Origin of the sequence: Corallococcus praedator (genome assembly GCF_003612125.1) — a bacterium.
GTDB classification, from domain to species: Bacteria; Myxococcota; Myxococcia; order Myxococcales; family Myxococcaceae; genus Corallococcus; species Corallococcus praedator.
The window spans coordinates 1-26104 of sequence record NZ_RAWI01000096.1 but is presented as its reverse complement, the minus strand read 5'-3'; the positions used below and the strand labels follow the sequence as shown (position 1 = coordinate 26104).

Sequence of the window (26104 nt, the reverse complement as noted above, 5' to 3'; positions counted from 1 at the left end):
AACTGGAAGGGGTGTGCTTCCAGGGCTCGCGGGTAGCGCTGAGCCAGGAAGGGGGCGTGGCGGAGGTCGAGCGGGCAGGCGTCTCGCAAGGCACGGGCCCGGCGTTCCTCGCGGTGGGCGGCACGTTGAAGCTGGTGGACGTGCGGGTGCAGGGGCACGAGTACGGCCTGACGACGAACGGGGCCCGGGTGGCGGTGCGCGGCTTCACCTCGGAGCACGCCACGCGGGCTGGCCTGGGGCTCACGACGACGACCGGCCTGCTGGAGGACGTGGTCGTGAAGGACGCGGGCACCTACGGGGCCTTGCAGCTCACGAACTCGGACCTGGAGGTCCGGCGCTTCCGACTGGAAGGCTCGCGGGAGTACGGCGTGGTGGCGGTGCAGGGGCGCCTGCGCCTGCGCGACGGACGCATCCTGGGCGTGAGCACGGCGGACGGCATCGCGGGAGACGGACTCCACCTGCGCCAGGTGGAGGCGGACGTGGCCACCGTCACGGTCCAGGACGCGAAGGGCACCTGCGTGCTGGCGGCGCAGCGGGCCCGCGTGGTGCTGCGCGATGCACGGCTCCTGGCGTGTGGACTCGCGGCGTTGTCGGTGGACTCGAAGGCCACCGTGGAGGCCCGGAACATCGAAGCCCTCGACGCCGGCGAGTCCGTGCTGCTGGCCATCGAAGAGGGCCAATTGCGCGTGGAAGCCCTCACCTCGAAGGACGCCCGGGGCCCGCTGGTGTCCGCGGACTGCGAGGGCCAGACGCGCGTCCGTCTCCGCCAGGTCGATGCAGGCCACACGCGCGGCCTGGACGCGCCCTGCGTCCAGGTCGAAGCGGGAACCGGACCCCGGGCCCCCTGAGTTCGTCCCTCAACCCGGAGTGGAGGACGCGGGCTCGGGAGACATGGGCGTGGCGCGCTTCTCCAGCCACTCGCGGATGACGGGATAGACCTCCGTCGGCGCGCCGGTGCCGAAGATGAGGTCGCCGTGGCCGTAGTCCATCTTGTCTCCGCGGTCCCGACCGAAGACGTGCAGGGTGCGGTCGGGCGACGTGAGCAGGGCGTACTGCGCCTCCACGTTGGCCGCGGTGGCCAGCCGGTCCGCGCTGCCGCCCATCACGAGTACGGGCTGCTGGAGCTTCGCGATGCCCGCGCGCCAGTCCGTCTTGCGGTCGTACGAGCGGAACACGTCGTGGGCAATCCAGTCCTCGAACTGGAGCAGCACCTTGCGGCTCATCGCCGCCATCATGTTGACGGACAGCTGCCGCAGGACACGTGGCGAGACGTGCCGGGGATTCACCACGATGTCCGACAGGGGCAGGGCGAGGTAGCCCAGGAAGGGCGCGACGCTGGCGCTCATCCACTCCTGCCGGATGCTCCCCGGCCACGCGGCGCGCACGCCCAGCGAGATGAGCGCGCGCAGGAAGGGCGCTGACTTGAGGTGCACCGGCGCACCCAGCTCCAACAGGCCCGCGAGCTTCCCGCCCTCGGCGCCCTGGGCCACGCCGTAGCCCACCAGTCCTCCCAGCGAATGGCCCAGCCAGAAGGCCTGCTTCGCGCCCGTCTCTTTCAGCGCCAGCTCCAGGAGGGCCGGCCCGTCCTGGGTGATGTGGTCGTCGATGGTGAAGTCCGTGGGCCGCCGGCCCTGGGGCGGACGGCGAGAGTGCCCGGTGCCGCGCCACTCCACGCTGAAGCAGTCGAAGCCGGCCTCGGTGAGGTAGTGGGCCACGGAGTAGGGCGGCTCGAAGTCGAAGGTGTAGCGGTTGGCCGCCAGCCCGTGGCACAGCAGCACGGGCTCGGCGAAGCGACGGACGGGGGCCCGCCGGGCGTGCACAGCCAGCTCCCATCCATCGGCGCAGCGCACCCGCAGCATCTCGGGCAGGGGGCCGCGCAGGCGGTACCAGCGCCGGACTAGCAGGACCCACAGGATATTCACGAGCAGCAGGACGACCGCTGCCTCCACTGCCCACAGGGCCCATTGCCCGTACGGCATTTCTCCTCCATGCGACCGGGGACCGACTCCAGCGCGAATAAAACCCTGCTAAGGTCCGTTCCCTCGCCGTTTCTGCCGCAGCGGCAGCCGACCACCAGGGGAAGTCGAGGGAACGATGAAGCTACGGAAACTGATGTTCGTGCTCCCGAACCTCTTCACCGTCACCTCCATCTTCTGTGGCTTTTACGCCATCACCCTGTGTTCGGGTGAAGCGGAGCCGGTGCAGCTGTACCAGGCGGCCCTGGCCATCCTCTTCGCCATGTTCTTCGACGGGTTCGACGGACGGGTGGCCCGGCTGACGAAGACGCAGAGCGACTTCGGCATGCAGCTCGACAGCCTCGCGGACGTCATGTCCTTCGGGGTCGCGCCGGCGCTGCTCGTCTACAAGTGGGCGCTGGCCCCCATGGGCTTCTGGGGCCTGTTCATCTCCTTCGCGTTCATGGCGTGCGGCGCCATGCGGCTCGCGCGTTTCAATGTGCTCGCCATGCGCAACCCGCACGGCGGCGGTGGAGGCTACTTCGTGGGCCTGCCCATCCCGCTGGCCGCGGGAGTGCTCGTCTCGCTCATCATCTCCCACCACGTGGCCTCGGAGGGCGAGGTGCTGGGCGATGGGGCCCGCATGCCGGTGGCGGTGGCGGTGGGTGCCCTGTCGCTGCTGATGGTGTCCACGGTGCGCTACCGCACCTTCAAGGACGCCCGGCCCGGCCTGAAGACGGGGCTCGTCTTCCTGGTCATGGCGCTCACGGGCGGGTTCATTGCCCGGCAGTTCCATCCGGCCTGGGTGCTGGTGACGTACTTCTTCGCGTACCTGCTGATGGGGCTGGTGGAGTCCGCGGTCTCGGTGCGCAGCCGGCTGGCGTCGCGCAAGGTCGGCGCGGGTTCCGTCGCGGCGGTGGCCGTGGCGACCGTGCTCGACGAGGACGACGACGAGGACTCGGAGCCGAACGCCACCGACGACGGCCCCGCGTACCTCTGAGCAGTCAGGCAGGGGAAGCCGGACGCGGACCGTGCCCTCCCGGCCCGGGACCGCTAGGATGCCCGGCCCATGCGCGTCGAGCTGCTGTGCACCGGTGACGAACTCGTCACCGGCCTCATCACGGACACCAACAGCACCTATCTGGAAGGCCGCCTCTTCGACCTGGGCGTGAAGGTCGAACGGGTGACGGTGGTGGGTGACGTGCGCCCGGACATCACGGGCGCGCTGCTGGAGGCCTCGGCGCGCGCGGACGTGGTCATCGTGTCGGGGGGCCTCGGGCCCACGGCGGATGACTTCACGCTGGAGTGCGCCGCGGCCGCGGCCGGCGTGCCCCTGGAAGAAGACGCGCGGGTGCTGGGCTGGATCGAGGAGCGGTACGCCTCGCGAGGCATGGCCATCAATCCGGGAGCCCTGCGCATGGCGCGGATTCCCACGGGCGCCGAACCGGTGCGCAACCCCCAGGGCTCGGCGCCGCTGGTCATCCAGAAGCTCGGCCGTGCGCGGTTGTTCTTCCTGCCGGGCGTCCCGCGTGAATACCGGGCGCTGGTGGACGGAGAAGTGCTGCCGCGTGTGCGCGGCTGGCTCGCCTCCGAACCCCACCGCACCTTCCGGGCCTTCCGCCTGCTGCGCACGGTGCGCCTGCCCGAATCGGTGTTGAACCAGCAGGTGATGCCCCTGGCCCCGAGCCATCCCCGGGTGGTGTTCGGCTTCCGCACGCACGCGCCCGAAAACCACCTGAAGCTGATGGCCGAAGCGCCCACCCAGGCGGAGGCCGACGCCGCGCTCGCCGCCGCGGAGGCCGCGTGTCGCGTGGTGCTGGGCACGCACGTGTACGGCGCGGATGCCAACGAGTACGCCCCGGCCCTCCTGGCGCTGCTGTCGCGCGCGGGCCACACGCTGGCGGTGGCGGAGAGCTGCACGGGCGGCCTCATCGCGCAGGACCTCACGGCCGTTCCGGGTGCCAGCCAGGTGTTCCTGGGGGGCGCGGTCGTCTACTCGGAGAAGATGAAGTCCGCCTGGGTCGGTGTTCCGCCTGACGTCCTGGAGAAGCACAGCGCGGTGTCCCGGCAGACGGCCCTCGCGATGGCCGAGGGGGTTCGCACCGCCTGCGGCACGACCTTCGGCCTGTCGGTGACGGGCTACGCCGGTCCGGGAGGCGGGACGCCCGAGGATCCGGTGGGCACCGTCTACTGCGCGCTGGCCGGTCCCGGCTTCGAGTCCCGCTGCGAGCGCGTGTCGCTCGCGGGTGACCGCGACCGCGTGCGTCTGTTCGCCGCATCCCACGTGCTGGAAATGTTGAGGTTGCACCTGCTCGCCGCCCCCGTGTCTCCATGAGTCGCTCCAAATCAAAGCGTCCCCGTCCTTCCACTCCGGAAGCGCCGTCCACGGCGTCCCAGGTCCCTTCCTCCGGAGCCATGTCGGGCCTGGATGCCCCCGGGGCCTCCGCTCCGCCCGAGCAGGCTTCCCCCGCAACGCCAGCGGAGGTCGCGGGTCCGCCCTCGGCCCCGGCCGCGACGGGGGCGCATCCGGTGCGGAGCGCGCTGCGCCTGTGGCTGTCGGCCTACCGGGTGGAGGTGGTGCTGTTCCTGGTGGCGTTCGCGGTGCTGTCCAGCTTCAGCTCGCAGCGCTTCCTCCGGCAGAGCGCCGCGCCGCACTTCATCTACCAGGCGCAGTCCTGGCTGGACGGGCGGCTGGACGTGGATCCGCAAGTGCTGCCCAACCTGGAGGACTGGGCCTGCGTGCGGCTGGTGGATGGGCAGAAGGTGCGGTGCGAGGGCCGTCCGCGCCAGGACGATCGCTGGTTCGTCAGCTTCCCGTCGTTCCCCGCCGTGGTGATGCTCCCCTTCGTCGCGCTGCACGGCTACCAGTTCAACGACACGTCCTTCGGCGTCTTCGTGGGCGCGCTCGCGGTGGCGCTCTTCTATTCGCTGCTGCGCTTCCTCGCGCAGGAAGGGGAGACGGAGCGCAACCGCGATGACAACGTGGTGCTGTCGCTCGTGCTCGCCTTCGGCACGCTGTTCTTCTACTGCGCCATCCGGGGCGAGGTGTGGTTCAGCGCGCAGGTGATGGGCGTGGCGCTCACGTGCCTGTACGTGCGCAACGCCGCGCGGGCCCGGCGTCCCCTGCTCGCGGGCCTCTTCTTCTCCATGGCCGTGCTGACCCGCACGCCGCTCGTCTTCGCGGGCCTCTTCTTCGTCCTGGAGGCGCTCTGCCCGGGACCGGACCGGCTGGCCCAGCTCAAGGCGCTGTCCACCACGTGGAAGAGCGCGCTTCGCAAGCTCGTGCTCTTCGGTCTGGGGGCCGCGCCCCTGGCCATGCTCGCCGCCGCCTACAACGTCTACCGCTTCGGCAAGCTGGGGGAGTTCGGCCACTCGTACCTGTTCAACAACCGGGTGAACGTGGACATCGACCGCTTCGGGCTCTTCAACATCGAGTACCTGTCGCGCAACCTCCAGGCCGCGTTCCTCAAGCTGCCCCAGGTGTCCCTGTCGCCGCCCCGGCTGTCGTACGACCCGCATGGGCTGACGTTGCTGCTCACGCTGCCCCTGCTGGTGTTCCTGCTGGTGCCTCGCACGCGTCCCCGGCTGCACTGGCCCCTGTGGCTGACCGTGGCGGTATGCGCGCTGCCCGGCCTTTTCTACCAGAACACCGGCTACATGCAGTTCGGCTTCCGGTTCAGCCTGGACTACACGCCCTACCTGTTGCTGCTCTTCGCCGTGGGAGGATGGTCCCTGCGCAACCGCGCGGTGGTGGCCGTGCTGGCGCTTGGCGTGCTGGTGAACTTCTGGGGCGCCGTGGCCTTCCGTGGCTACACGGAGTACGTCCGGAACTGGTAGGCCTGCGGGGCCCGGCGGCTTGTCTTCGCCGGGCTCCGCGCGCAGATAAGAGGCGACATGCAACCTCCCTCCGGTCGGCCCCCTCCTGGCAAGCGTTGGCACACCCGTGAGGACAGCGGCATCCGCCTGGATGCCACGTTGCGCTGGTGGCACGACGACGAACCCATCGAGCACCCGAAGATCATCGAACTCTTCAACGCCTCCCTGGTCCTGGATGACGACGGGCGCTACCAGCTCCGCATCGCTTCGGACTGGTGTTACGTCCAGGTGGAGGACGCGGCCTACGAGGTGCGCACCGTGGACGTCACGCCCGACGAGCGCGTGTCCCTGCGCTTGAGCGACCGGACGGCGGAAGCACTGGACCCGACCTCGCTCCAGCTTTCGCCCGACGGGGTCCTGACCTGCCGGGTGAAACAGGGCAGGGCGAAGGCACGCTTCTCGCGCGATGCGCAGTACCAGTTTGGCGAACTGCTGGAAGAAGGCCCGGAAGGGCGCCTGATGTTGCGGACGGGTCTGCGACATCTGGAGGTCCCCCTCTCACTGGATGCGTTCCACCCGGCTTCCTAGGCAGCTTCGATGGAGGCCTGCGCCATAGGCGGCGCGCTGGCGCCGGCCAGCTCGCGCGCCAGGGACTCCAGGACCTCGGGATGTTCACGCAGCCATTCGGAGGCCCGCTCACGCCCCTGGCCGATGCGCTCGCCTCGCAGGCTGAAGTGGCTGCCGGACTTCTCCATCACGCCGGCGCCCACGGCCAGGTCCAGCACCTCGGCGGCGCGGTGGATGCCCGTGCCGTAGAGCACGTCGAACTCCGCCTCCTGGAACGGAGGCGCCAGCTTGTTCTTCACCACCTTCACGCGGGCCCGTGAACCCACCACTGCGTCGCCCTCCTTGAGGTTGCCGGTGCGGCGGATCTCCATCCGCACGGACGAATAGAACTTCAGCGCATTGCCGCCCGTCGTCGTCTCCGGGTTGCCGAACATCACGCCAATCTTCATGCGGATCTGGTTGATGAAGATGATGCACGTGCCGGAGCGACTCACCGCGCCGGTGAGCTTGCGCAGGGCCTGGCTCATCAGTCGCGCCTGGACGCCCATGTGCGCGTCCCCCATCTCCCCTTCGATTTCCGCGCGAGGCACCAGCGCCGCCACCGAGTCCACCACGATGAGGTCCACGGCCCCCGAGCGCACGAGCTGCTCGGTGATCTCCAGCGCCTGCTCGCCAGTATCGGGTTGGGCCACCAGCAGTTCCGCCGTGCGCACCCCCAGCTTGCGCGCGTAGGACAGGTCCAGCGCGTGCTCCGCGTCGATGAAGGCCGCCACGCCGCCCACGGCCTGCACTTGCGCGATGGCGTGCAGGGTCAGCGTCGTCTTCCCGGAGGATTCATTGCCGAACAGCTCCACCACGCGGCCTCGCGGATAGCCGCCCACACCCAGAGCCCGGTCCAGTCCCACCGACCCCGTGGGAATGATCGCGACCTTCTGCTCCGGAGCATCCGCGCCGAGCGTCATCACCGCGCCCCGGCCGAACTGCTTCTCGATGGATGCCACCGCCGCCGCCACTGCCTTCAACTTCTCCGTCAGCTTGCTCATCTCGTCCAACTCCCTCGCCGCCCTGTGGGCTGATGCCTCGGGCGGTAGGACAGCAACGGACATGCCGCGCGGGCGCCTGGGCGAAGACGCCTCGGGAGCGTCCATGGAGGTGGGCACCGTCCGGCGCGGCGGAGCGGCGTGGCTGTCTCCCGGTCGTTGAGAAGGCTTACGGGATGCTAGGTGTCCGCATAAGCGGGCCCGGGGGGCTCATGACAGTCCATCTATGTCAGACAGCGCGGCTTTCGTTGAATCCCAGGGGCGCCGGCATGACGTTTCCCATTGTGAAAACGACCCGTGAGAACCTTCCCCATGTGGTCATCCTGGGAGGCGGCTTCGGCGGCCTCTACGCGGCCCGGTATCTGCGAAAGGCAGGGGTTCGCGTCACGATGGTGGACCGTCACAACCACCACCTCTTCCAGCCGCTGCTGTACCAGGTGGCCACGGCCACGCTCAGCCCGAGCGACATCGCCGCGCCGCTGCGGGCGATGCTCGGACGCAATCAGGTCCAGGTCCTGCTCGCGGAGGTGACCGGGGTGGACACCGCGAACAAGCGCGTCCTCCTGGCCGACGGCGAGCTGGCGTATGACTTCCTCATCGTTGCCACCGGTGCGACGCATTCGTACTTCGGCAACGACGCGTGGTCGCGACACTCGATGGGGTTGAAGACGGTCGAGGACGCCCTGGAGATCCGCCGCCGCGTGCTGCTCGCCTTCGAACAGGCCGAGCGCGAGCCGGATCCCGAGCGCCGCCGGGCCTTGCTCACCTTCGCCATCATCGGCGCAGGCCCCACCGGGGTGGAGCTGGCGGGCGCCCTGGCGGAGATCAGCCGCAATTCATTGTCGGGTGACTTCCAGAACATCGATCCCCGGGATGCGCGCGTCATCCTCATCGAGGGGATGGACCGGGTGCTTCCCACCTATCCTGAGAACCTCTCGGGGGATGCTCGCCGGGTGCTGGAAAAGCTTGGCGTCGAAATCCGCACCGGCACCCGGGTGACGAACATCGACGCCACGGGCGTGGACATGGGGCCCGAACACCTGTCGGCCCGGACGGTGCTCTGGGCCGCGGGCGTGGAGGCCTCGCCGGTGGCCCGCTCGCTCGGCGTGGAGCTGGACAGGGCAGGGCGCGTCCCGGTGACGCCCGAGCTGACCGTGCCCGGCCATCCGGACATCTTCGTCGTGGGGGACCTGGCGCTCGTCAAACAGACAGACGGCAGTACCGTTCCGGGCCTGGCTCCTGCCGCGATGCAGGAAGGCAAGCACGCCGTCCTCAACCTCCGCCGCCAGCTCGCGGGCCAGCCGATGCAGCCGTTCCACTACTGGGACCGGGGCAGCTACGCCGTCATTGGCAGGGGCCATGCCGTGGGCGTGGCCTTCCGTCGCGTCCAGCAGTCCGGCTTCATCGCGTGGCTGGCGTGGCTCTTCATCCACATCACCTTCCTCATCGGCTTCCGCAGCAAGCTGGCCGTGCTGCTCAACTGGGCCTACGCGTACCTGACCTTCGGCAGGTCGGCCCGCATCATCACCGGCCCCGCTCCACGGCTCGAGGCCCGCGTCGCGGAGCGATTGCCTGGAGAGACGGCAGGCGTGGCTTCGTCGGTGGTCAAGGAGCCGCCCGCCGTCCGCGATGCCGCCACCCCCGCGATCGTGCCCTACTGACGTTCGCGGCTTCGGACCTCAATGCTTGCCGTCAGGAGGCGTTCTCCAGACAGGAGAGGCGGGGCGTGAAGCATCCGTCGCCCCCTGCGTGTTGGCGTGCAGCCATCCCCGGCGGTCCAGCATCCGGCAGTCGACCGCGAGCTGCATGTCGACGTCCTCGATGCGCCCATGTCCTTCCAGGTCCGCCCGCGTCAGGGCCAGTTTGAGGATCCGGTCATGCGCGCGCGCGGACAAGCCATGGTGGCGGACCGCGAGCTCCAACATCTGCTCCGCGCGGGGAGACATCACGCAGTAGCGGCGCAACAGGTGCGAAGGCATCTGGGCGTTGCAGTGCACGTCCGGCGCATCCTGGAACCGGGCGCGCTGTCGCTCGCGGGCGGCTTCCACGCGCTGCCGGTAGTACTGACTGGGCAGCTCCTGCGTCTTCGCCGCGAGCTGGTGGTATTCCACGGGCCTCGTCTGCACGGTGATGTCGATGCGGTCCAGCAGCGGGCCGCTGACGCGCGAGTGGTAGTCGAAGACGCGGTGCTCCGCGCAGGTGCAGGTGCGCCCCGGCACGTTGAAGTAGCCGCACGGGCAGGGATTCATCGCCGCCACCAGCATCACCCTGCAGGGGTAGGTGATGTGCTGGCTGGCTCGCGCTAGGTGGATGGCTCCTTCCTCCAGGGGCTGGCGCAGCACCTCAAGGACGTTCTTGCGGAACTCGGGGAGCTCATCGAGGAACAGCACCCCGTGGTGGGCCAGCGACAGTTCCCCCGGACGCGCCGCGGGCCCGCCGCCCACGAGCCCCGCGTCGGACAGCGTGTGATGGGGCGAGCGGAACGGGCGCTCCCGCACCAGCGCTTGCTCGTCTCCCAGCAGCCCCTGGATGGAGTAGACCTTCGTCACCTCCAGGGCCTCGTTGAAGGTCATCTCCGGCAGGATGCCCGGCAGCCGTCGCGCCAGCATCGTCTTGCCCGAACCCGGAGGGCCCGCCATCAGGACGTTGTGTCCGCCAGCCGCCGCGAGTTCCAGGGCCAGCTTCAGCTCCGGCTGGCCCCGCACGTCGGCCATGTCCGCGGTCGCCTTGCGTGGGCCGGCTCCCAGCGCTGCCTCACGCATCAGCGGCGTCAGCGGGGCGCTGCCAGTGAGATGCCCCACGGCCTCGCGCAGGTGGGCCACGGGCAGCACCTGGAGCCCCTCCACGAGCGCCGCCTCCGCCGCGTTGGCGGCGGGTACCATCACCCCACGGAAGCCGCCGTCCCGGGCCGCCACGGCCAGCGGAAGCACCCCCTTGATGGGCTTGATGGAGCCATCCAGCGAAAGCTCCCCGCCAAAGAGGTAGAGCCCCAGCGGTTCCTCCTCCATCAGCCGCGCCGCCGCCAGGACCCCCAGCGCGATGGGCAGCTCGAAGGCCGCTCCCTCCTTGCGCAAATCCGCGGGCGCCAGGTTGACGGTGATCCGCTTCTGCGGAAGGTCGAAGCCGGTGTTCTTCAGCGCGGAGACGACCCGCACCTTCGACTCCCGTGCCGCCCCTTCCGGCAACCCCACGACGTTGAAGTAGGGCAGCCCGAGCGCCATGTCGACCTCGCACTCCACCACCACCGCGTCGATGCCCATCAACGCCCCCGACCGCACCCGCGCCAGCATTGTCTCCCCCTCCCCACCTGCACCGGGGGAGGGAAGAGCAAGGCCCATACCGGGAGCGCCGCCTCACGACGCGGCCTGGGGCGCCATCCGCCGCGCCAGACGTCCCGTCCCGGACGAGGACCCGGGCCCCAAAAGCAAGAAGCCCGCTGACCGGGAAGGATCCCCGCCAGCGAGCTTCTCGTTGAAACCTGCGACCGTTGAAGCTGCTTCAGCCCGGAGCGGAGTGGCTCAGGGCGTCGGCGCCGGAGCCGGCGGAGCGCCCTCGGGCGTCGTCTGCGTGCCCTGGATGACCGCGTTCTGGGGCAGCTCGGTGGCCATGCCCAGGATCTTCGCTCCCGCGGCACGTGCACCATCGAGCGCAACGACGAGCTTGCCGTAGTTCGCCGCGTCGTCCGCCATGAAGAAGACGACCTTCTCGTCCGGCTTCTTGGAGTTCAACATCCGCTTGAGGCGGGTGACGTAGTCGGCGGCGGCGATCTGCTCCGTGTTGATGGAGTAGACGCCATCCTTGTCCACCTGCACGACGATCTGCTGCGCGTCGGGCTCCGGCGGCGGCTGGTTCTCCTCGACCTCCGTCTCCGGGACCCGGACGAGGATGTCCTTCTCCAGGAGGGGGGTCACCACCATGAAGATGATGAGGAGCACCAGCACCACGTCCACCAGGGGCGTGACGTTGATCTCCGAGTTCGGCGCGGATGAGGGCTTGACCCACTGACGCTGCTTGTGTCCTCGGGACATTACTTCTTCTCCTCGACACCCAGGGCGATCTGCTTGGCCTTCGCCTTGCGCGCCGTGTCCAGCACCTTGCGCACGTCACCCACGTTCAGGGTGTTGTCACCCTTCAGCAGGATCTTCTTGCCCGGATCCTTCACGAGCTCCGCGGCGATCTTCTCCTGGAGGCCCTGTTCGTTGACCTCGTCGTTCTCCACGAACACCTTCTTGTCCGTGGTGATGGAGAGGACCAGCGGGTCGGCGTCCTTGCCGCCTTCCTTCTCGATCTCCGTGGCCTTGGGCAGCTCCACGGACTTTCCGCGCTGGAGCATGGGCGTCACGACCATGAAGATGATGAGGAGCACCAACACCACGTCCACGAGGGGAGTGACGTTGATCTCGCTCTTGATGCCCCCTTTGGGGCCTGCTGACATTCCCATGCGTGCACCTGTGTCCGGGAAGGGATTCCCACCCCGGGGCAGCTCGGCTGTCTCCAGCCGGGCGGCCCTCGAGGTCAGGGATGTCCCAGGGGTGGGCTTGAACTAAGCCGCGTGCGAGGACTGGGCGCCGCCGCCCACGTGCCGCGCAACCACGTCCAGGAACTCGTTGGAGGACTCGGAGATGTCCACGGCGCGGGCATCCACCCAGCCCTGCAGGAAGTTGTAGACCATGACTGCGGGGATCGCGACGAGGAGACCGAACGCGGTGGTGATGAGCGCCTCGGCGATACCGGCCGAGATGGTGCCCAGACCGCCGGAGCCGGCCGCCGCCATCAACTGGAAGGCGTTCACGATGCCCATCGTGGTGCCCAGCAGGCCCACGAACGGCGCCGTCGAACCCACCGTGGCCAGCACGGTCAGACCGCGCTTGAGGCTCTGCACCTCACGCTGCGCCTGGCGCTCGAGCGCCCGGGCCACGGACTCCACCGCGAGGTCCTTGTTGCCGGGGTTGATGCGGTACGCCGTCAGGCCGGAGTTGATGACGCGGCCCAGGTGGCCCACGTCCTTGCCCAGGTTGGTGTTCGCGGCGGTGGCCAGGTCGCCCTTGGCGAGGATGGCGCCCATCTTCGCGGCGAAGTTGCGGCTGTCCGAGCGCGTCTTGCGGAAGACGATGATCCGCTCCGCCATGACGACCAGCGACGCCACCGACATGATGGCGAGGGTGAAGATGATCATGCGGGCGAAGAGGCCCGTGTGATTCCAGATATCGGTAAGAGTGAATTGCATGGCTATGGAGCGCTCCTCCTCACGAGCGCGGGGTAGATTCGGCTGACTGCTCAGCAGATGCGCTGGATCAGCGCGGCAGCTTCAGGTTGAAGTTGAAGGTGTACTGGACCTCGACCGGCCGGCCCTGGAACGTGACCGGCTTGTAGCGTGAGGCGGCCAGTACGTCCATCACGGCCTGCTCCATGTGGGGGAGCGGCTTGATGACGCGGCAGCGCTCGACCTTCCCCTCGGTCGTGATGACGCACTTCACGATCATCAGACCCTGCACGCGCGCCTCAATGGCCTCACGGGTGTATGACACCTCGGGACCACCGATCTTCTCCGGGCGCGTCATGCCCTGACCGAACGACAGCACGTCCGTGCCCGTTCCGCCCAACTGCCCGCCCACCACGCCGCCAATCACACCCCCGACCACGCCACCCACGACACCGCCGGCGACGCCACCCTCCACGCCACCCTCGACCTCCGCCTCGCTCGCCTCTTCCTCCTCGGCTTCGGGCGGGGTCTCCGTCTCCTCAGGCTTCTGCTGAGGGATCTCCTTCGGCTGCACGATCACGTCCTTGGGCTTCTTGGGCGTGATCTTCTTCTCCGTCTTCGGCTTCGATGCAGGAGGCGGCGGCGGAGGGGGAGGAGGAGGAGGCGCCATGGTCGCCTTCAGCGTGACCTCGACCTCCTTCTCCTCGATAGGAGGAGGACGCGTGGACAGGTAGGCCACCAGACCCAGCAGGCCGACGTGGAGCACCGTGGAGATGCCCGCACCGACGCCGAAGCGCGACCTGGGTCCTTGCCCACGGTCAAGGACTGAATCGAACATGCACGTAACTCCTCTTCACCAGTGGACTGCCCGTCCCGCCCTGCCCGGATTGAAGGGCGGCTACCATACAGAAAAGGGTTCCGGGTTCAAGCAACCGTGTCAGGCGCCGCCGACGTGATCGCGCCAATGCCCCACTGGTCACCAAAAAGCAACGGTCTATTGACAACTGCTTGACCTCGGATATTTTCCGAGGTCATTTTCGGTTGCAGCCCACCTTGGAGGGGTTTGGTATGCAAGTGAAACACGTACTTCGGGAAACCGGAGTTGTCCTTGCTGCGGGTCTTCTGTACGGATCAGCGGCTTTCGCGCAGTCCAGCGTCATCATCGGCACTGTCATCAACACGGAGGACAAGAAGCCGGCGGCCGATGTCGTTGTCACCGCCACCTCACCCAACCTGCAGGGCGAGCAGATCGTGGTTACCGACGCTCAGGGTAACTACCGTATTCCCCAGCTCCCGCCGGGCACGTACACGTTGCGGTTCGAGAAGGAGACGTTCAAGCCTTACGCCCGCCCGGAAATCCAGCTGCTCCTCAACCGCACCATCCGCGTGAACGTGGAGCTGCTGCCTGACAGCTTCACGTCGAATGTGGACGTCATCGGCGTCCCGCCGACGATCGACGTCGGTTCCACGAACACCGGCGTGAACGTGGATCGGGAGTTCATCAATCGCATCGCGGTGGCCCGTCCGGTGGGCAAGGGTGGCGCGACGCGCTCCTTTGAATCCCTGGCCGAGCTCGCCCCGGGCGCCCAGTCCGACCAGTACGGCGTGTCCATCAACGGCACGACCTCGCCCGAGAACGGCTACGTGGTGGACGGTCTGTCCACGAACGACCCGGCCTTCGGCGTGAACGCCAGCCCGCTGAGCATCGAGTTCGTGCAGGACGTGAACATCATCACCGGCGGTTACATGCCGGAGTTCGGTCGCTCCACGGGCGGTGTCATCAACGCGGTGACCCGGTCGGGTTCCAACGAGTTCCACGGCTCCGTGTTCGCCAACTGGACCCCGGGCTTCGCGGAAGGCACCCGGAAGCTGGTCATCGAGGACGGCACCACCATCACCGGCCTGAACGCCCTGAGCAACCTGGGTGACTTCGGCGCGACCCTCGGTGGTCCCATCCTGAAGGACAAGCTCTGGTTCTTCGCGGGCTTCACGCCTGCGTTCCAGCGCTACGAGCACACCCGTGCGCTCAACGCCTTCACGCTGAACGATGCGGGCGATGACGTCGCGACGGACGCGAACGGCTTCAGCGTGGTCCGGGAGATCCCCGGGTCGCAGCGGAAGTACTTCGCGGACTCGCGCACCATCCAGTACATGGGCAAGCTGACGTACCTCATCAACCAGGACCACAACGTGTCGTTCGCCCTGAACGGCACCCCGACCGTGTCGGGTGGTCTGGGCAAGCTGTCGATCAGCCCCCGTACGGGTGGTCTGCCGGCGGCGCAGACGTCGCGTCCCGAGGACATCGGCCTCACCGAGAACCGCGCGAACTCCACGGGCCTCGCCCTGAAGTACGCCGGCGCCTTCATGGACAAGAAGGTCCTGGTCGACGCCAACGCCGGTTGGTTCCACCAGACCGCTTCCACGCCTCCGGCGGACGGCAGCGCCATTGGTGACACGACGGGCCTGGCGGGCTACGCGCTGGCGCAGTACACGACCACGCGTCCGCTGACCACGTTCGAGAACGTCCCGAACGCGGCGGAGTTCTGCGGCACGACCGCGGCGGAGCAGGAACTGCGTTGCCCGGCGACGAACTACTTCGTCGGCGGCCCCGGCTACATGTCCGAGGCCACGCTGGACCGCTACCAGATCAACGCGAAGGCCACGTACCTGCTCAACGCGCTGGGCACGCACGTCTTCAAGGCGGGCGTGGACACGGAGTTCCTGACCTACGACCAGAAGAAGGCGTACTCGGGCAGCGTGTTCTGGCAGGAAGCGGCGACGCGTGACCGCAACAACGTCCCCATCGCGATCTGGTCCGACAACCGCCGCTACGGCTACCAGACGGCGCCTGACACGCCGGTCTTCGAGACCCTGCAGGCGACCTCGACGAAGAGCACCACCATCGGTGGCTTCCTCCAGGACAGCTGGTCCATCGCCAACCGCGTCACCCTGAACCTGGGTGTCCGTTACGACGTGCAGTCGATGTACGGCGGTGACGGCAACCTGGCGCTGCAGCTCGGCAACCAGTGGTCGCCCCGCATCGGCGCCGTGTTGGATCCCTTCGCCAACGGCCGCGCGAAGCTGTTCGTCAACTTCGCCCGGTACTACGAGCAGGTTCCGCTCAACATGATGGACCGCGCCTTCCCGGGCGAGCGTCGCTTCGGTGCGCGTCGCTTCCTGGCGGAGCCGGGTGAGGCGGGCGGTTGCGACCCGTCGACGCTGGAGGGTCAGCGTGGCAACTGCGCGGACAGGAACCTCATTGTTCCCCGCGCCGAGAGCAGCCTGAACGCGAACGAGCTCTACAGCGGCGGTCTGGTGCAGAACGAGCCGGTCGACCCGGACATCTCGCCCCAGTCCTCCGACGAGTTCGTGGTCGGTGGTGAGTACGAACTCCTGGCCAACACCCGCCTCGGTGCCACCTATACGCACCGCGACATGGGCAAGGTCATCGAGGACATGAGCCGCGATGACGGCAACACGTACTTCCTCGGCAACCCCGGCAGCGGCTTCGCCAAGGAGTTCCCGACGCCGGTTCGTGACTACGACGCGGTCACCGTCTACCTGAACCGCACGTTCACGGAAGGCTGGCTGGCGCAGGCGAGCTACACGTGGTCCCGCCTGTACGGCAACTACCCCGGTCTGTTCCGTCCGGAGAACAACCAGCTCGATCCGAACATCCTCGCGGACTTCGACCTGATCGCCCTCCTGAACAACCGCAAGGGCCTGCTGCCCTTCGACCGTACGCACGCCATCAAGGTGTTCGGTGCCAAGGAGATCAACTTCTCCAACGCGCTGTCCGCCAGCATCGGTCTGTCCTACCGCGGCAACTCGGGCCAGCCGATCAACTACCTGGGCGCCTACCCGGGCTACGGCCAGGACGAGACTTTCATCCTGCCGCGCGGCACCGGTGGTCGTACCCCGTGGATCAACAGCGTTGACTCCAACGTGGGTGTGAACTACCGCGTGAGCAAGGACAGCGTCGTCACCTTCACCCTGGACGTGTTCAACCTCTTCAACTTCCAGGGCGTGGACAGCGTGGACGAGTCCTACACGTTCCGTAACGTCCTCCCGGTCTACGACGAGGCGACCCAGACCCCCGGTACGGTGGCGGACCTCCCCACGGCTGACAGCGAGGGCGGCGTTCCGCGTGCCGACGTCGACGGGAACCTGGCGTTCGAGGACGTGAACAAGAACTTCAAGAACCCCGATCGCTACCAGGCCCCGCGGCAGATCCGCTTCGGTGTCCGGTACACGTTCTAAACCAGCATCCACGTGAGGAAGATCAGCAACATGCGCAAGAGCATTCTTTCAACGCTGGTGATGCTGGGGGCCGCGGGCAGCCTGACCGCCTGCGACTTCGAACAGCCGAACGCCGGGTGCATCGTCCAGGAAGGCAACTGGTTCGCGAAGTTCGATGCCATCGACGTGCCCACGGGTCCGAACTGCGCTGGGTCGGAGGCCCTCCTGGGCGACGACCTTGGCGTGTACAAGTTCGCGAATCCGGACCAGGGTACGGCTCAGTTGGTGATCCGTCCCTTCAGCCTCGCGGCGCTGGGCAAGTTCGATCCGGTCAACGACTACAGCAGCCTCCAGACGATCGGTAGCCTGGAGACGACCACGGACGCGGACGACTTCTGCACCGCGACGGAGTTCAGCCCCGCGAACGTCAATGCTTCGCAGGCGACCACTCCGCAGGCCGTCACGTACCAGTTCGCCAACGTCAAGGTGTACTCGAACCCGGGTGCACCGGGCACGCAGATGTCGGGCGAGCTCACGTACACGAACAACGGCTGCGTCTCCCACTACGTCATGCGGGCGATGTGGCCGTCCACGGGCTGCGACCCCGAGGCGGATCCGAACGATCCTGCCGACGGTCCGGCGACGTGCGGTGTCGGCTCCGGCATCAACCCGGACTTCAAGGTGCAGTGCGATCCCGACCTGGGCGCCTGCGTCCTGACGGACAGCGTCCCGTCGTTCAAGTAGTCGTCGGTCCTACACGGCGACCCTGAAGTGCTTCGCGGCCCCGGCGGCTCCTCCCCCACGAGGGAGTAGCGGTCCGGGGCCGCGGTGTTTATGCAACCTGCATTCCACTGTCTGGAGGACCATGGAGGGCCGATACGAACTCATTGAGCACGTCTGCTCGCTTCTGGCGGACGAGCAGGGAACGCTCCGCAAGGAGGCGCCCTACCGGGTCGCGCTCTGCTACCCGAGCCCCTACCACGTGGGCATGAGCTCGCTGGGTTACCAGGCCATCTACCGGGAGGTGCATGAACACGCGGGGGCTACGGCCGAGCGTGTCTTTCTTCCCGATGATGTCGAGACATACAAGAGAACACGGACGCCATTGTTTACCTGGGAATCCCAGGCGCCGGTGTCTGGTTTTGCAATGCTTGCCTTCTCTGTGGCGTATGAGTTGGAGCTCACAGGGTTGTTCACGATGTTGGAGTTGTCTGGTTTGCCGGTTCTTGCGGCGGAGCGGAATGCCAGGCACCCGCTGGTGGTGGCGGGCGGTCCGCTGACGTTCTCGAACCCGGATCCGCTGGAGCCCTTCGTGGACGTGCTGGTCCAGGGCGAGGCGGAGGACCTCATCCACGTGCTGCTGGAGGCCGCGGCCTCCATGGAGCGTGAGGCGCTGTTGGAGCACCTGGCGCGGATCCCCGGCTTCCGGGTGCCCGGGCGGGGCGGGGCGCGCTACCACGTGGCGAAGGCGACGGACGCGCGGCTGCCGGCCCGGACGCAGATCATCACGCCGCACACGGAGCTGCGCTCGATGTTCCTCATCGAGCCGGAGCGGGGTTGTTCGCGCGGCTGTCACTACTGCGTCATGCGCCGGACGACGAATGGCGGCATGCGCACGGTGCCCCCGGAGCGCATCCTGTCCCTCATCCCCGACCATGCGAAGCGCGTGGGGCTGGTGGGTGCGGCGGTCACGGATCATCCCCGCATCGTGGAGCTGCTTCGCACCCTCGTGGACTCCGGCCGGGAGGTGGGCGTGTCCTCGCTGCGCGCGGACCGGCTCACGCAGGAGCTGGTGGATCAGCTGCGGCGGGGTGGGGCGACGAACCTCACGGTGGCCGCGGACGGGGCCTCGCAGAAGATGCGGGACCTGGTGGACCGCAAGCATTCCGAGGAGCAGATCGTCCGCGCGGCGCGGTTCGCCCGGACCGCGGGGATGAAGCAGCTCAAGGTCTACAACGTGGTGGGCCTGCCGCATGAGGACGACGCGGACATCGACGAGCTGATCCGCTTCACCACGGAGCTGTCCCGCATCCTGCCCGTGGCGCTGGGGGTCGCGCCCTTCGTGGCCAAGCGCAACACGCCGCTGGACGGGGCGCCCTTCGCGGGCCTGCGCGAGGTGGAGAACAAGCTGGAGCGGCTGCGCAAGGGGCTGCGTGGCCGGGCGGAGGTGCGTCCCACCTCCGCGCGCTGGGCCTGGGTGGAGTACATGCTGGCCCAGTGCGGCCCGGAGGCGGGTCTGGCGGCGATGGACGCCTGGCGCGCTGGGGGCTCCTTCGCCGCGTGGAAGCGGGCCTTCCAGGAGCGGGAGTGCGTCCCCTACCTGGCCCGCCGGGTGGAAGACGGGCGGCGGCAGCCCACGGTGTGGCCCATCGTGCCGGGCCGCCCCCCTCCCCAGCCGTCCGCCGCCTGACGGGACCCGCAAGGCCGTACCCGACAAGCCCCGCTTTCCGCTACAAGACGCTCAGCGGGGCCGATGGCCGGCACTCGCATGGCCTCGGAGCGCATCTGGTGAGCACGCAGCGCGTGGAAAAGTCGTGGCAGACGAAGGGCCTCAAGGACTACCCGACGGAGGCCCTGCTGGGCACGCTGGGGCACTACGGCGTCCCCGTGAGCGAGGCGGACTACCGCAAGCTCGCGGAGACGGCGTACCCGCTGGGCATCGCCCAGCAGTGGAAGAGCACCTGGAAGGGCACCGGCCCGTTCAAGGACTACGTCGTGGCCGCGGCCGTGGAGCTGTGGCGCCGCTGGATGGGCGACCGTGTGTCCCCGCAGGAGTTCACGGAAGGGCTGGCGGCGCTGATGAACGCGCTCGTGCAGCGCCTGAACAAACTGCAGGACGCCCCGGTGCCCGCCGCCTTCGAGCGCCTGAAGTCGCTGCGCTCGCGGCTGACGCTGGATGACAAGGGCGCGCTGCCCGCGCCGTTCCTCCAGGAGGCGCTGGCGCCCTTCTCGGAGAAGGACGCGGAGCTGTTCGACAGCCTGGCGGAGTCGCTGGCGGTCCAGGGCCACCACGACGACGCGGCGGCCTTCGCCGACATCGAGGAGTTCCTGCTGCCCGACCGGCGCGGCATCTCCCAGGCGGTGGTCCGCTCCGCCCGGGGCGAGCGCGAGCCCGCCATCCAGGACCTGAAGAACCTCATCCACGACACGGCGCGCGCGCCCATCTCCCGCCTGCTGGCGGTGGACGGCCTCATCCACCTGCAGGCGTGGATTGACGCGTCCATCGAAGGCCGCGCGCTGCTGGCGGAGGCGGAGAAGGCGAACGACATCCACCTGTCGCTCGACCTGGTGCCCCGCCTGGAGCACATCTTCAAGCAGCAGAACGACCGCGCCGCGCTCCTGGAGCTGATGGGCACGCAGGAGCGGCTGGAGGCCCAGCACGACAAGATGCACCCGGGCCACCGTCAGCACCGGCACCAGCACGCCCAGCCGCAGCGCCGTCGTTAACAGGCCGGGCGGTCGCTCACCCCGTCCCCGTGCGCTTGGGGCTCCGCGACCGCGGAGCCCTGGCGTCGGCCGTGTCGGGAGGAGCGGCTGCCACGGGCTCCGCTGCTTCGAGCGAAGCCTCGCCCCCGGGCGTTGGCGCCTGTGCGTCCGGTCTGACGGGCAGCTCCGTGGCGGTGCGCTTGAGCTTCACCGCGCTCACCCCGGAGACGCCTTCGGCCACGTCGCGCACGGGCACCACGGCGCCCACGGTGGTGTAGCGGATGGCGCCCGTCTGCGTGAAGGCGTGCTTGAGCGCGTACTCCTTCGCGCGGGGCAGGAACCACTCGCGCACCCGGGGCAGGGGCAGCACGTGCAGCTCTCCCTGGGTGAGGAACACGTACACCATCAGGTCCGCGCCGCTGTAGAGGAAGCAGCCGGGGGTGTCCTTCTCCAGGTTGGACACCAGCTCGAAGAAGTAGCGGCGGCGGGTGGCGTTGCGGTCGCCCTTCACCTCGATGCCGCGCACCTCTCCCGAGGGCAGCTCCCACAGCAGGTCCACGCCCCGGTGCTGGAAGCGTGGATCCAACTGCACGTCGTGCACGCGCGACCCGGGCTCCGTCTCCAGGAGCCACGCGCGGGCGTGCTGCACGGCCCGGTCGGCCGCGCCCTGCACGCCCCTCATGCTGAAGCTGCGGCCTCCCATGCTACGGGCGGCGCAGCTCGACGCCGGAGGCCACGAGCTGGATTTCGCGCGGCTTGCCGTCGGTGCCGCGCGGGACGATGGCGCCCTCGGCCTCGTAGTGCTTCGCGTGGGCGTCGCTCAGCTCCGCGACCTTCACCACGCCCTCCACGCGCGCCTGCGAACCCGCGGAGTCCAGCGGGACGAAGAAGCCGTAGTCCTTGAACGTCACGCGCACGCCCGGGCTCTTGGCGTCCTGGGCCAGCTCCATCCAGCAGCCCTTCTTCTCACAGGCCTTGCGCACCTGGCCCTCCACGCGCACGGACTTGCCGTCGTGGGCCTGGGGCTTGGCGAGCAGCTCCGCGAGCTTCACGGTGGGCGCGCCCTTGAGGGCCTCGCCCCGGGTGAGCGTCCAGCCGGTGTCCGCAGCCTTGGGGGCTTCGGCGGCCTTGGCCTCGGCGGGGTGGTGGCAGTCGCTCTTCTCGGCGGCGGCCTTGGCGGGCGCGGGCGTCTTCTCCGCCGCGAGGGCCACGAGGGGAACGGCGACCAGCGTCAGCAGGGCGGAGCGGAGCATGTGCATGCCCGTTCGCTTAGCCCAGGTTTCCGGGCCCGGGCAAGGCGGCCCTTCCATCCTTCCGGCTTGTCCCGCACACTCGGCGCGAGGAGCGTATGAAGGTCACCATCCCCGCCCCCAACCGCCGGTTGGGTTCATTCGAATGGCTCGGCCTCGTCGGACTCGGGGGGCTGCTCGTGGGCCGGTATGTCCCCGTGGCGCGGCTCATCCCGTTCTGGGGCTGTGTGCTGCGTGAGCATACAGGCTGGCCCTGCCTGGGCTGTGGGCTTACCCGCGTGGCGGACCGCGTCGCGCACTTCAACATCCCGGGGGCCTGGGAGGCGAACCCGTTGGGCACCGTGTTCGCGCTGCTGTTCGCGGCGGCCGCGGTGGTGACGGTGCTGCACTTCGTCTTCGCGCTGCCCATTCCGGAGGTCGAACTGGAGGAGCGCGAATGGCGGTGGGTGCGCATCGCGTTCCCGCTGGTGTTGCTCGCCAATTACGCCTACGTCGTGGTGCACACCCGCTTCCCGCACCTGCTGTCCTAGGCGCCCGCGCCCCTTCCTCCGTGCTCTCCGCCTTCCTCCTGCTGGGCTACCTCTGCGGCTCCGTCCCCTTCGGCGTGCTGCTGACGCGGTGGCTGCGCGGCGTGGACGTGCGTGCCAGCGGCAGCGGCAACATCGGCGCGACCAACGTCACGCGCGTCGCGGGCAAGAAGCTGGGCGCGGTGGTGCTGCTGCTGGACGCGGTCAAGGGCGCGGTGCCCGTGGGGCTCGCACTGCACTGGATGCCCGGGGATTCGCTGGCGCACGCGCTGGTGGGGCTGTCCGCGGTGCTGGGGCACGTGTACCCGGTGTGGCTCAAGCTCAAGGGTGGCAAGGGCGTGGCCACCGCGCTGGGCGTGCTGTGCGTGCTGGTGCCCACGGCGGCGCTCGCCGGGGCGGTCATCTACGGGCTGGTGGTGGCGAAATGGCGCGTCAGTTCGGTGGGCTCGCTGTCCGCCGCCGTCGTCGCCATCGTCACCGCGTTCCTCACCGCGCGCTCCCGCGACTACGTGCTGCTCACCGCGGGCCTATTCGTCCTCATGCTCTGGACGCACCGGAGCAACCTCCAGCGACTCGCCCGGCGCACCGAGCACCGGCTTTGAGAGGCCGGCCGGGGCGCGGTAGCCCAGGAGGGTGCAGGGGATGGGGCCGTTCCACACGTCGCGGCGGATCGCCGGGCGCGCGTGGAAGGCGCTCTCGAAGGCGGGGTTGCCGGACAGCACCCACACCTTCCAGCCCGGCAGCGCGCGCAGCGAGTCGCCCAGCTTGAAGTAGAAGGTCTTCATGCCCTTCTGGCCACCGGAGCCCAGCCGGTCGCCGTAGGGCGGGTTGGTGAGGATGAGCCCGCCGCCCTCCGGAAGCGGCCCGAGCTTCGTCGCGTCACCTTCCGCGAGCTGGACCTCTTCCCCCAGCTTCGCCGCCTTCACGTTGCGATCCGCGGCCTCCAGGGCTTCCTCGCTCTTGTCGAAGCCGAGGATGGGGACCTCCACCTTGCGCTCGTTGCGCCGCGCGTCCGCGCGCAGGTCCGCGAGCAGCTCCCGCGCCCGAGGGCCCATGTGCGGCCAGCGCTCCACCGCGAAGCTGCGGCCGATGCCCGGGGCGCGCCTGCGGGCGATGAGGCCGCCCTCGATGACGATGGTGCCCGAGCCGCACATCGGATCCACCAGCGCCTCCTGGCCCGTGTAGCCCGCCGCTCGCAGCAGGGCCGCGGCCAGGTTCTCCTTCAGGGGGGCGGGGGTGGGGCGCACGCGGTAGCCGCGACGGTGCAGCGGGTCTCCCACCAGGTCCAGGGACAGGGACAGCTTCTCCTTCACCAGGTGCGCGACCACGGACACGTCCGGGTTGCGCGTGTCCACGTCCGGCCGGGAGCCCAGCTTGGTGCGCAGCCGGTCCACGATGGCGTCCTTCACCTTCAGCGCCACGAAGCCCGAGTGCGCGTGCTCGGTGTCCTTCAGGTTGGCGTCCACCGCGAACGTGACGTTGGTGGTGAGGTGCTCCTCCCACGGCACGCTGGCCACGGCGTCGTAGAGGCCCTGCGCGCCCGGGGCCTCGAACTCGCCCAGCGGGTAGAGCACGCGCATCGCGATGCGGGACCAGAGGCAGACGTTGAGGGCCTCGTCGAGCGCGGCCATGAAGCGCACGCCGCCGCGGTCCTGGCGGATGCGCTTCGCGCCGAGTTCCTTCAACTCCTCGGCCAGCAGGTCCTCGGTGCCGCGTGCGGCGGTGGCGAATAGGGCAAGACGTTCAGCCATGGTGCACCGCCCTTAGACGAGCGCGGGCCGAATGTCATGTGGCCACGACCTCGTAGAGCGCGAAGGTGGCGTCCTCCTGGGAGGCGCTGGCCCCCCTGGCCCTCTGGAAGTCCTCGGACTGGAAATAGGCCTTCATCGCCTCGCGGTCCGTCCAGCGCGTCACCAGCAGGATTTCAGGCGAGCGCTCGAACGAGCGCAGCACCTCCAGGCCCAGGAAGCCCGCGTGGCCATCCACCCGCCGCGAGCGCTCCTGGAGCCGCTGGACCCAGCCGTCCGCCTCTTCGGGCGGGGCGCGGAAGCGGGAGATGGCGACGATCATCCGGGGTGGCTCCTGGTGGCGCCCGGAGCAGGTCCGGAGCGCCCCCGAGGGGAAACGTCCGGGGAACGGGTGTCCGTTCCCCGGAAGAAGACAGACGGCGGCGGGCTACATCGCCCCGGCGCCGGGCATGTCGCCCAGGCCGCGCAGCAGCACCTCGCGGGGCTTGGCGCCGTCCGCGGGGCCCACCACGCCGTCGCGCTCCATGCGTTCAATCATGCGCGCCGCACGGTTGTAGCCGATGCGCATCTTGCGCTGGAGCATGGAGATGGAGACCGAGCGCATCTCGCTGACCGCCGCGAGCGCCTGATCGTAGAGCTCGTCGGACAGTTCGTCCTCCTGCTCTCCGCCCTCCACGTCCTCGTCGCGCGGCTTGAGGATGGACTCGTCGAAGACGGGCTTGCCCTGGGCCTTGAGGTGGTCCACCGCCTTCTTGATCTCCTGCTCGGACACGTAGGCGCCGTGCACGCGCTGCAGGTGGGCGCTGGTCGGCGGCATGATGAGCATGTCGCCCATGCCCAGCAGGGCCTCCGCGCCCACCGTGCCCAGAATCGTCATCGAGTCCGGCTTCGAGCGCAGCATGAAGCTGATGCGCGTGGGGAAGTTGGCCTTGATGATGCCGGTGACGACGTCCGTGGACGGACGCTGCGTCGCGACCATCAGGTGGATGCCGGCCGCTCGCGCCATCTGCGCCAGCCGCGCCACGTACGTCTCCACCTCGCGGCTCGCGACCATCATCAGGTCCGCGAGCTCGTCGATGATGACCACGATGTAGGGCAGCTTCTTGAGCTCCTTCTTGGCCTCGCCCGCGGCCTCCACCGGCTCGGGCGCGTCGCCCTCCTCCTCGAACTCCGCGTCCACCTCGCCGTCGGCCTCCAGGTCGGGGGCGGGCTCGGAGACGATGGCTTCACGCAGCTCGTCGGAGTCGTCCTCGCGCGGGGCGGCCACGCCCATGCCCTCGCTCGCGGAAGCGGGGGACGTGCTGCCCTCCACGTCCACGACGAAGAGCTTCTTGGGCTTGGTCTTCTTCTTCGCGGCGGGCGCGGGCGCGGCGGCCTTCACCTCCGACGCGCTGGTCTCCACCAGCTTGTTGTAGCCGGCGATGTTGCGCACGCCTGCCTCGGACAGGAGCTGGTAGCGGCGCTCCATCTCCTCCACCGCCCAGCGCAGCGCGAGCGCGGCCTTCTTGGGGTCCGTGACGACGGGGAGCAGCAGGTGCGGGATGCCCTCGTAGACGGAGAGCTCCAGCATCTTCGGGTCCACCATGATGAAGCGGACCTCCTCGGGCGTGGCCTTGAGGAGGATGCTCATGATCATCGCGTTCACCGCCACGGACTTGCCGGAGCCGGTGGTTCCCGCGATGAGCAGGTGGGGCGCCTTCACCAGGTCGAAGACGTACGGCATGCCTTCGATGTCCTTGCCCACGCACATGGTGAGCTTGCTGGCGCTCTTCTGGAACGTGTCCTGTTCGGCGATCTCCTTGAGGAACACCGTCTCGCGGTCGCGGTTGGGGACCTCGATGCCGACCACACCCTTGCCGGGGATGGGGGCCACGATGCGCACGCGCATGGCCTCCATCGCCATGGCCAGGTCGTCCTGGAGCGCGGCGATCTTGCTGACCTTGATGCCCGGGCCCGGCAGGAACTCGTACATGGTGACGACGGGACCGGGGCGGATCTCCACCACCTCGCCCACGATGCCGAAGTCCGCGAGCTTCGCGCGCAGCTTCTCCGCCGTGACGAGGAACGCGTCCTTGTCCAGCGCGGTGCGCTCCTTCTTGTCCGCCTCCAGCACGTCCAGCGGCGGCAGCGAGAAGCTCTTGCGGTCACCGACGAACTCGAACTGGTCCTGCGGCCGCTTCACGGCGGTGGGCTTGGGCGGGGCCTTGGGCTCCACGATGAGGGGCATGCGCGCCAGCGCGGAGGGCGGCGCGGGCACGAGCGCGTTGCCGGGCGAGGCCGCGACGGGCTTCTCCGCCTTCTCCGCCACCAGGGGCTTCGCGGGGGCTTCCGCC

Annotated in this window: 24 protein-coding genes; 12 read left to right on the top strand and 12 right to left on the bottom strand. The window is 68.9% G+C overall.

The window, feature by feature from the left end; translation table 11 throughout:
* The coding region (locus D7Y13_RS15220) for a hypothetical protein (protein WP_208734462.1) at positions 1–848 on the top strand (848 nt) is incomplete at its 5' end.
* A gap of 9 nt (positions 849–857) precedes the next feature.
* Here D7Y13_RS15220 and D7Y13_RS15215 read toward each other — a convergent pair.
* Positions 858–1979, bottom strand: coding sequence for an alpha/beta fold hydrolase (locus tag D7Y13_RS15215; protein WP_120536796.1), 1122 nt, complete (start codon positions 1977–1979; stop codon positions 858–860).
* A 115-nt stretch (positions 1980–2094) separates the two neighbouring features.
* Between D7Y13_RS15215 and pssA the strand changes: the two genes are divergently transcribed.
* The 4 genes from pssA (at position 2095) to D7Y13_RS15195 (ending at position 6359) form a co-directional block, all read left to right on the top strand.
* Entirely contained in the window at positions 2095–2955 is an 861-nt protein-coding gene (gene pssA / locus D7Y13_RS15210; RefSeq protein ID WP_120536795.1) for a CDP-diacylglycerol--serine O-phosphatidyltransferase, read from the top strand.
* A 69-nt stretch (positions 2956–3024) separates the two neighbouring features.
* Positions 3025–4290 (top strand): CinA family nicotinamide mononucleotide deamidase-related protein, encoded by a 1266-nt coding sequence (locus D7Y13_RS15205; RefSeq protein ID WP_120585431.1) that lies wholly within the window; start codon positions 3025–3027, stop codon positions 4288–4290.
* The gene (locus D7Y13_RS15200; protein ID WP_120585430.1) at positions 4287–5792 is read left to right on the top strand and encodes a hypothetical protein; all 1506 of its coding nucleotides are present in this window, start codon (positions 4287–4289) and stop codon (positions 5790–5792) included. Before D7Y13_RS15205 ends, D7Y13_RS15200 begins: the two co-directional genes overlap by 4 nt.
* A gap of 57 nt (positions 5793–5849) precedes the next feature.
* Positions 5850–6359 carry a DUF1285 domain-containing protein gene (locus D7Y13_RS15195; protein WP_199732921.1) on the top strand — a complete coding sequence of 170 codons (510 nt, stop codon included), beginning with the start codon at positions 5850–5852 and terminating at the stop codon, positions 6357–6359.
* Here the strand turns inward: D7Y13_RS15195 and recA are convergent.
* Entirely contained in the window at positions 6356–7381 is a 1026-nt protein-coding gene (gene recA / locus D7Y13_RS15190) for a recombinase RecA (protein WP_120536791.1), read from the bottom strand. The genes D7Y13_RS15195 and recA overlap by 4 nt on opposite strands.
* A gap of 266 nt (positions 7382–7647) precedes the next feature.
* Between recA and D7Y13_RS15185 the strand changes: the two genes are divergently transcribed.
* Positions 7648–9039 (top strand): NAD(P)/FAD-dependent oxidoreductase, encoded by a 1392-nt coding sequence (locus D7Y13_RS15185; protein WP_233595882.1) that lies wholly within the window; start codon positions 7648–7650, stop codon positions 9037–9039.
* Positions 9040–9057: 18 nt separating this feature from the next.
* On the opposite strand, the gene D7Y13_RS15180 is transcribed toward D7Y13_RS15185, so the two are convergent.
* From D7Y13_RS15180 to D7Y13_RS15160, 5 genes are all read right to left on the bottom strand, one after another.
* Complete coding sequence (locus D7Y13_RS15180; RefSeq protein ID WP_120585428.1) at positions 9058–10668, bottom strand: YifB family Mg chelatase-like AAA ATPase; 1611 nt, start codon at positions 10666–10668, stop codon at positions 9058–9060.
* A 228-nt stretch (positions 10669–10896) separates the two neighbouring features.
* Positions 10897–11406, bottom strand: a complete 510-nt coding sequence (locus tag D7Y13_RS15175) for an ExbD/TolR family protein (protein WP_120536789.1) — start codon at positions 11404–11406, stop codon at positions 10897–10899.
* Positions 11406–11819: an ExbD/TolR family protein gene (locus tag D7Y13_RS15170; protein WP_120536788.1), complete on the bottom strand. Its 414-nt coding sequence runs from the start codon at positions 11817–11819 to the stop codon at positions 11406–11408. The genes D7Y13_RS15175 and D7Y13_RS15170 overlap by 1 nt, the downstream gene beginning before the upstream one ends.
* A gap of 102 nt (positions 11820–11921) precedes the next feature.
* Complete coding sequence (locus D7Y13_RS15165) at positions 11922–12605, bottom strand: MotA/TolQ/ExbB proton channel family protein (protein ID WP_120536787.1); 684 nt, start codon at positions 12603–12605, stop codon at positions 11922–11924.
* Between the two features lie 67 nt (positions 12606–12672).
* Positions 12673–13419 carry an energy transducer TonB gene (locus D7Y13_RS15160; protein WP_120630702.1) on the bottom strand — a complete coding sequence of 249 codons (747 nt, stop codon included), beginning with the start codon at positions 13417–13419 and terminating at the stop codon, positions 12673–12675.
* Positions 13420–13649: 230 nt separating this feature from the next.
* Between D7Y13_RS15160 and D7Y13_RS15155 the strand changes: the two genes are divergently transcribed.
* From D7Y13_RS15155 to D7Y13_RS15140, 4 genes are all read left to right on the top strand, one after another.
* Positions 13650–16841: a TonB-dependent receptor gene (locus D7Y13_RS15155; protein ID WP_120536806.1), complete on the top strand. Its 3192-nt coding sequence runs from the start codon at positions 13650–13652 to the stop codon at positions 16839–16841.
* A 30-nt stretch (positions 16842–16871) separates the two neighbouring features.
* Positions 16872–17564 (top strand): hypothetical protein, encoded by a 693-nt coding sequence (locus D7Y13_RS15150; RefSeq protein WP_120536805.1) that lies wholly within the window; start codon positions 16872–16874, stop codon positions 17562–17564.
* Positions 17565–17685: 121 nt separating this feature from the next.
* A complete protein-coding gene (locus D7Y13_RS15145) occupies positions 17686–19230 on the top strand; it encodes a radical SAM protein (RefSeq protein WP_120536804.1) in 1545 nt (514 codons plus the stop codon).
* 98 nt (positions 19231–19328) lie between these two features.
* Positions 19329–20267 carry a hypothetical protein gene (locus tag D7Y13_RS15140; RefSeq protein ID WP_199732925.1) on the top strand — a complete coding sequence of 313 codons (939 nt, stop codon included), beginning with the start codon at positions 19329–19331 and terminating at the stop codon, positions 20265–20267.
* A 16-nt stretch (positions 20268–20283) separates the two neighbouring features.
* On the opposite strand, the gene D7Y13_RS15135 is transcribed toward D7Y13_RS15140, so the two are convergent.
* Together D7Y13_RS15135 and D7Y13_RS15130 are read right to left on the bottom strand one after the other, a co-directional pair.
* Positions 20284–20928 (bottom strand): hypothetical protein, encoded by a 645-nt coding sequence (locus D7Y13_RS15135; protein ID WP_233595886.1) that lies wholly within the window; start codon positions 20926–20928, stop codon positions 20284–20286.
* A 22-nt stretch (positions 20929–20950) separates the two neighbouring features.
* Entirely contained in the window at positions 20951–21505 is a 555-nt protein-coding gene (locus D7Y13_RS15130) for a DUF4920 domain-containing protein (protein ID WP_199732924.1), read from the bottom strand.
* A gap of 89 nt (positions 21506–21594) precedes the next feature.
* On the opposite strand from D7Y13_RS15130, the gene D7Y13_RS15125 reads away from it, so the two are divergent.
* The gene (locus tag D7Y13_RS15125; RefSeq protein ID WP_120536801.1) at positions 21595–22026 is read left to right on the top strand and encodes a DUF2752 domain-containing protein; all 432 of its coding nucleotides are present in this window, start codon (positions 21595–21597) and stop codon (positions 22024–22026) included.
* Between the two features lie 20 nt (positions 22027–22046).
* Entirely contained in the window at positions 22047–22625 is a 579-nt protein-coding gene (gene plsY, locus D7Y13_RS15120; protein ID WP_120536800.1) for a glycerol-3-phosphate 1-O-acyltransferase PlsY, read from the top strand.
* On the opposite strand, the gene D7Y13_RS15115 is transcribed toward plsY, so the two are convergent.
* The 3 genes from D7Y13_RS15115 to D7Y13_RS15105 all read right to left on the bottom strand — a co-directional run.
* A complete protein-coding gene (locus tag D7Y13_RS15115) occupies positions 22551–23774 on the bottom strand; it encodes a THUMP domain-containing class I SAM-dependent RNA methyltransferase (protein ID WP_120536799.1) in 1224 nt (407 codons plus the stop codon). The two genes, plsY and D7Y13_RS15115, sit on opposite strands and share 75 nt — an antisense overlap.
* Positions 23775–23808: 34 nt before the next feature.
* Positions 23809–24093 (bottom strand): antibiotic biosynthesis monooxygenase family protein, encoded by a 285-nt coding sequence (locus D7Y13_RS15110; RefSeq protein ID WP_120536798.1) that lies wholly within the window; start codon positions 24091–24093, stop codon positions 23809–23811.
* A 105-nt stretch (positions 24094–24198) separates the two neighbouring features.
* Positions 24199–26104 (bottom strand): DNA translocase FtsK (locus D7Y13_RS15105; protein ID WP_279637091.1); only part of this gene is annotated, 1906 nt, incomplete at its 5' end.

What these genes read in the sequence shown, in the direction of transcription:
- D7Y13_RS15215 (WP_120536796.1), bottom strand. Translation starts at nt 1,979, where the DNA reads ATGCCGTACGGGCAATGGGCCCTGTGGGCAGTGGAGGCAGCGGTCGTC.
- pssA (WP_120536795.1), top strand. Translation starts at nt 2,095, where the DNA reads ATGAAGCTACGGAAACTGATGTTCGTGCTCCCGAACCTCTTCACCGTC.
- D7Y13_RS15205 (WP_120585431.1), top strand. Translation starts at nt 3,025, where the DNA reads ATGCGCGTCGAGCTGCTGTGCACCGGTGACGAACTCGTCACCGGCCTC.
- D7Y13_RS15200 (WP_120585430.1), top strand. Translation starts at nt 4,287, where the DNA reads ATGAGTCGCTCCAAATCAAAGCGTCCCCGTCCTTCCACTCCGGAAGCG.
- D7Y13_RS15195 (WP_199732921.1), top strand. Translation starts at nt 5,850, where the DNA reads ATGCAACCTCCCTCCGGTCGGCCCCCTCCTGGCAAGCGTTGGCACACC.
- recA (WP_120536791.1), bottom strand. Translation starts at nt 7,381, where the DNA reads ATGAGCAAGCTGACGGAGAAGTTGAAGGCAGTGGCGGCGGCGGTGGCA.
- D7Y13_RS15185 (WP_233595882.1), top strand. Translation starts at nt 7,648, where the DNA reads ATGACGTTTCCCATTGTGAAAACGACCCGTGAGAACCTTCCCCATGTG.
- D7Y13_RS15180 (WP_120585428.1), bottom strand. Translation starts at nt 10,668, where the DNA reads ATGCTGGCGCGGGTGCGGTCGGGGGCGTTGATGGGCATCGACGCGGTG.
- D7Y13_RS15175 (WP_120536789.1), bottom strand. Translation starts at nt 11,406, where the DNA reads ATGTCCCGAGGACACAAGCAGCGTCAGTGGGTCAAGCCCTCATCCGCG.
- D7Y13_RS15170 (WP_120536788.1), bottom strand. Translation starts at nt 11,819, where the DNA reads ATGGGAATGTCAGCAGGCCCCAAAGGGGGCATCAAGAGCGAGATCAAC.
- D7Y13_RS15165 (WP_120536787.1), bottom strand. Translation starts at nt 12,605, where the DNA reads ATGCAATTCACTCTTACCGATATCTGGAATCACACGGGCCTCTTCGCC.
- D7Y13_RS15160 (WP_120630702.1), bottom strand. Translation starts at nt 13,419, where the DNA reads ATGTTCGATTCAGTCCTTGACCGTGGGCAAGGACCCAGGTCGCGCTTC.
- D7Y13_RS15155 (WP_120536806.1), top strand. Translation starts at nt 13,650, where the DNA reads ATGCAAGTGAAACACGTACTTCGGGAAACCGGAGTTGTCCTTGCTGCG.
- D7Y13_RS15150 (WP_120536805.1), top strand. Translation starts at nt 16,872, where the DNA reads ATGCGCAAGAGCATTCTTTCAACGCTGGTGATGCTGGGGGCCGCGGGC.
- D7Y13_RS15145 (WP_120536804.1), top strand. Translation starts at nt 17,686, where the DNA reads ATGGAGGGCCGATACGAACTCATTGAGCACGTCTGCTCGCTTCTGGCG.
- D7Y13_RS15135 (WP_233595886.1), bottom strand. Translation starts at nt 20,928, where the DNA reads ATGAGGGGCGTGCAGGGCGCGGCCGACCGGGCCGTGCAGCACGCCCGC.
- D7Y13_RS15130 (WP_199732924.1), bottom strand. Translation starts at nt 21,505, where the DNA reads ATGCACATGCTCCGCTCCGCCCTGCTGACGCTGGTCGCCGTTCCCCTC.
- D7Y13_RS15125 (WP_120536801.1), top strand. Translation starts at nt 21,595, where the DNA reads ATGAAGGTCACCATCCCCGCCCCCAACCGCCGGTTGGGTTCATTCGAA.
- D7Y13_RS15115 (WP_120536799.1), bottom strand. Translation starts at nt 23,774, where the DNA reads ATGGCTGAACGTCTTGCCCTATTCGCCACCGCCGCACGCGGCACCGAG.
- D7Y13_RS15110 (WP_120536798.1), bottom strand. Translation starts at nt 24,093, where the DNA reads ATGATCGTCGCCATCTCCCGCTTCCGCGCCCCGCCCGAAGAGGCGGAC.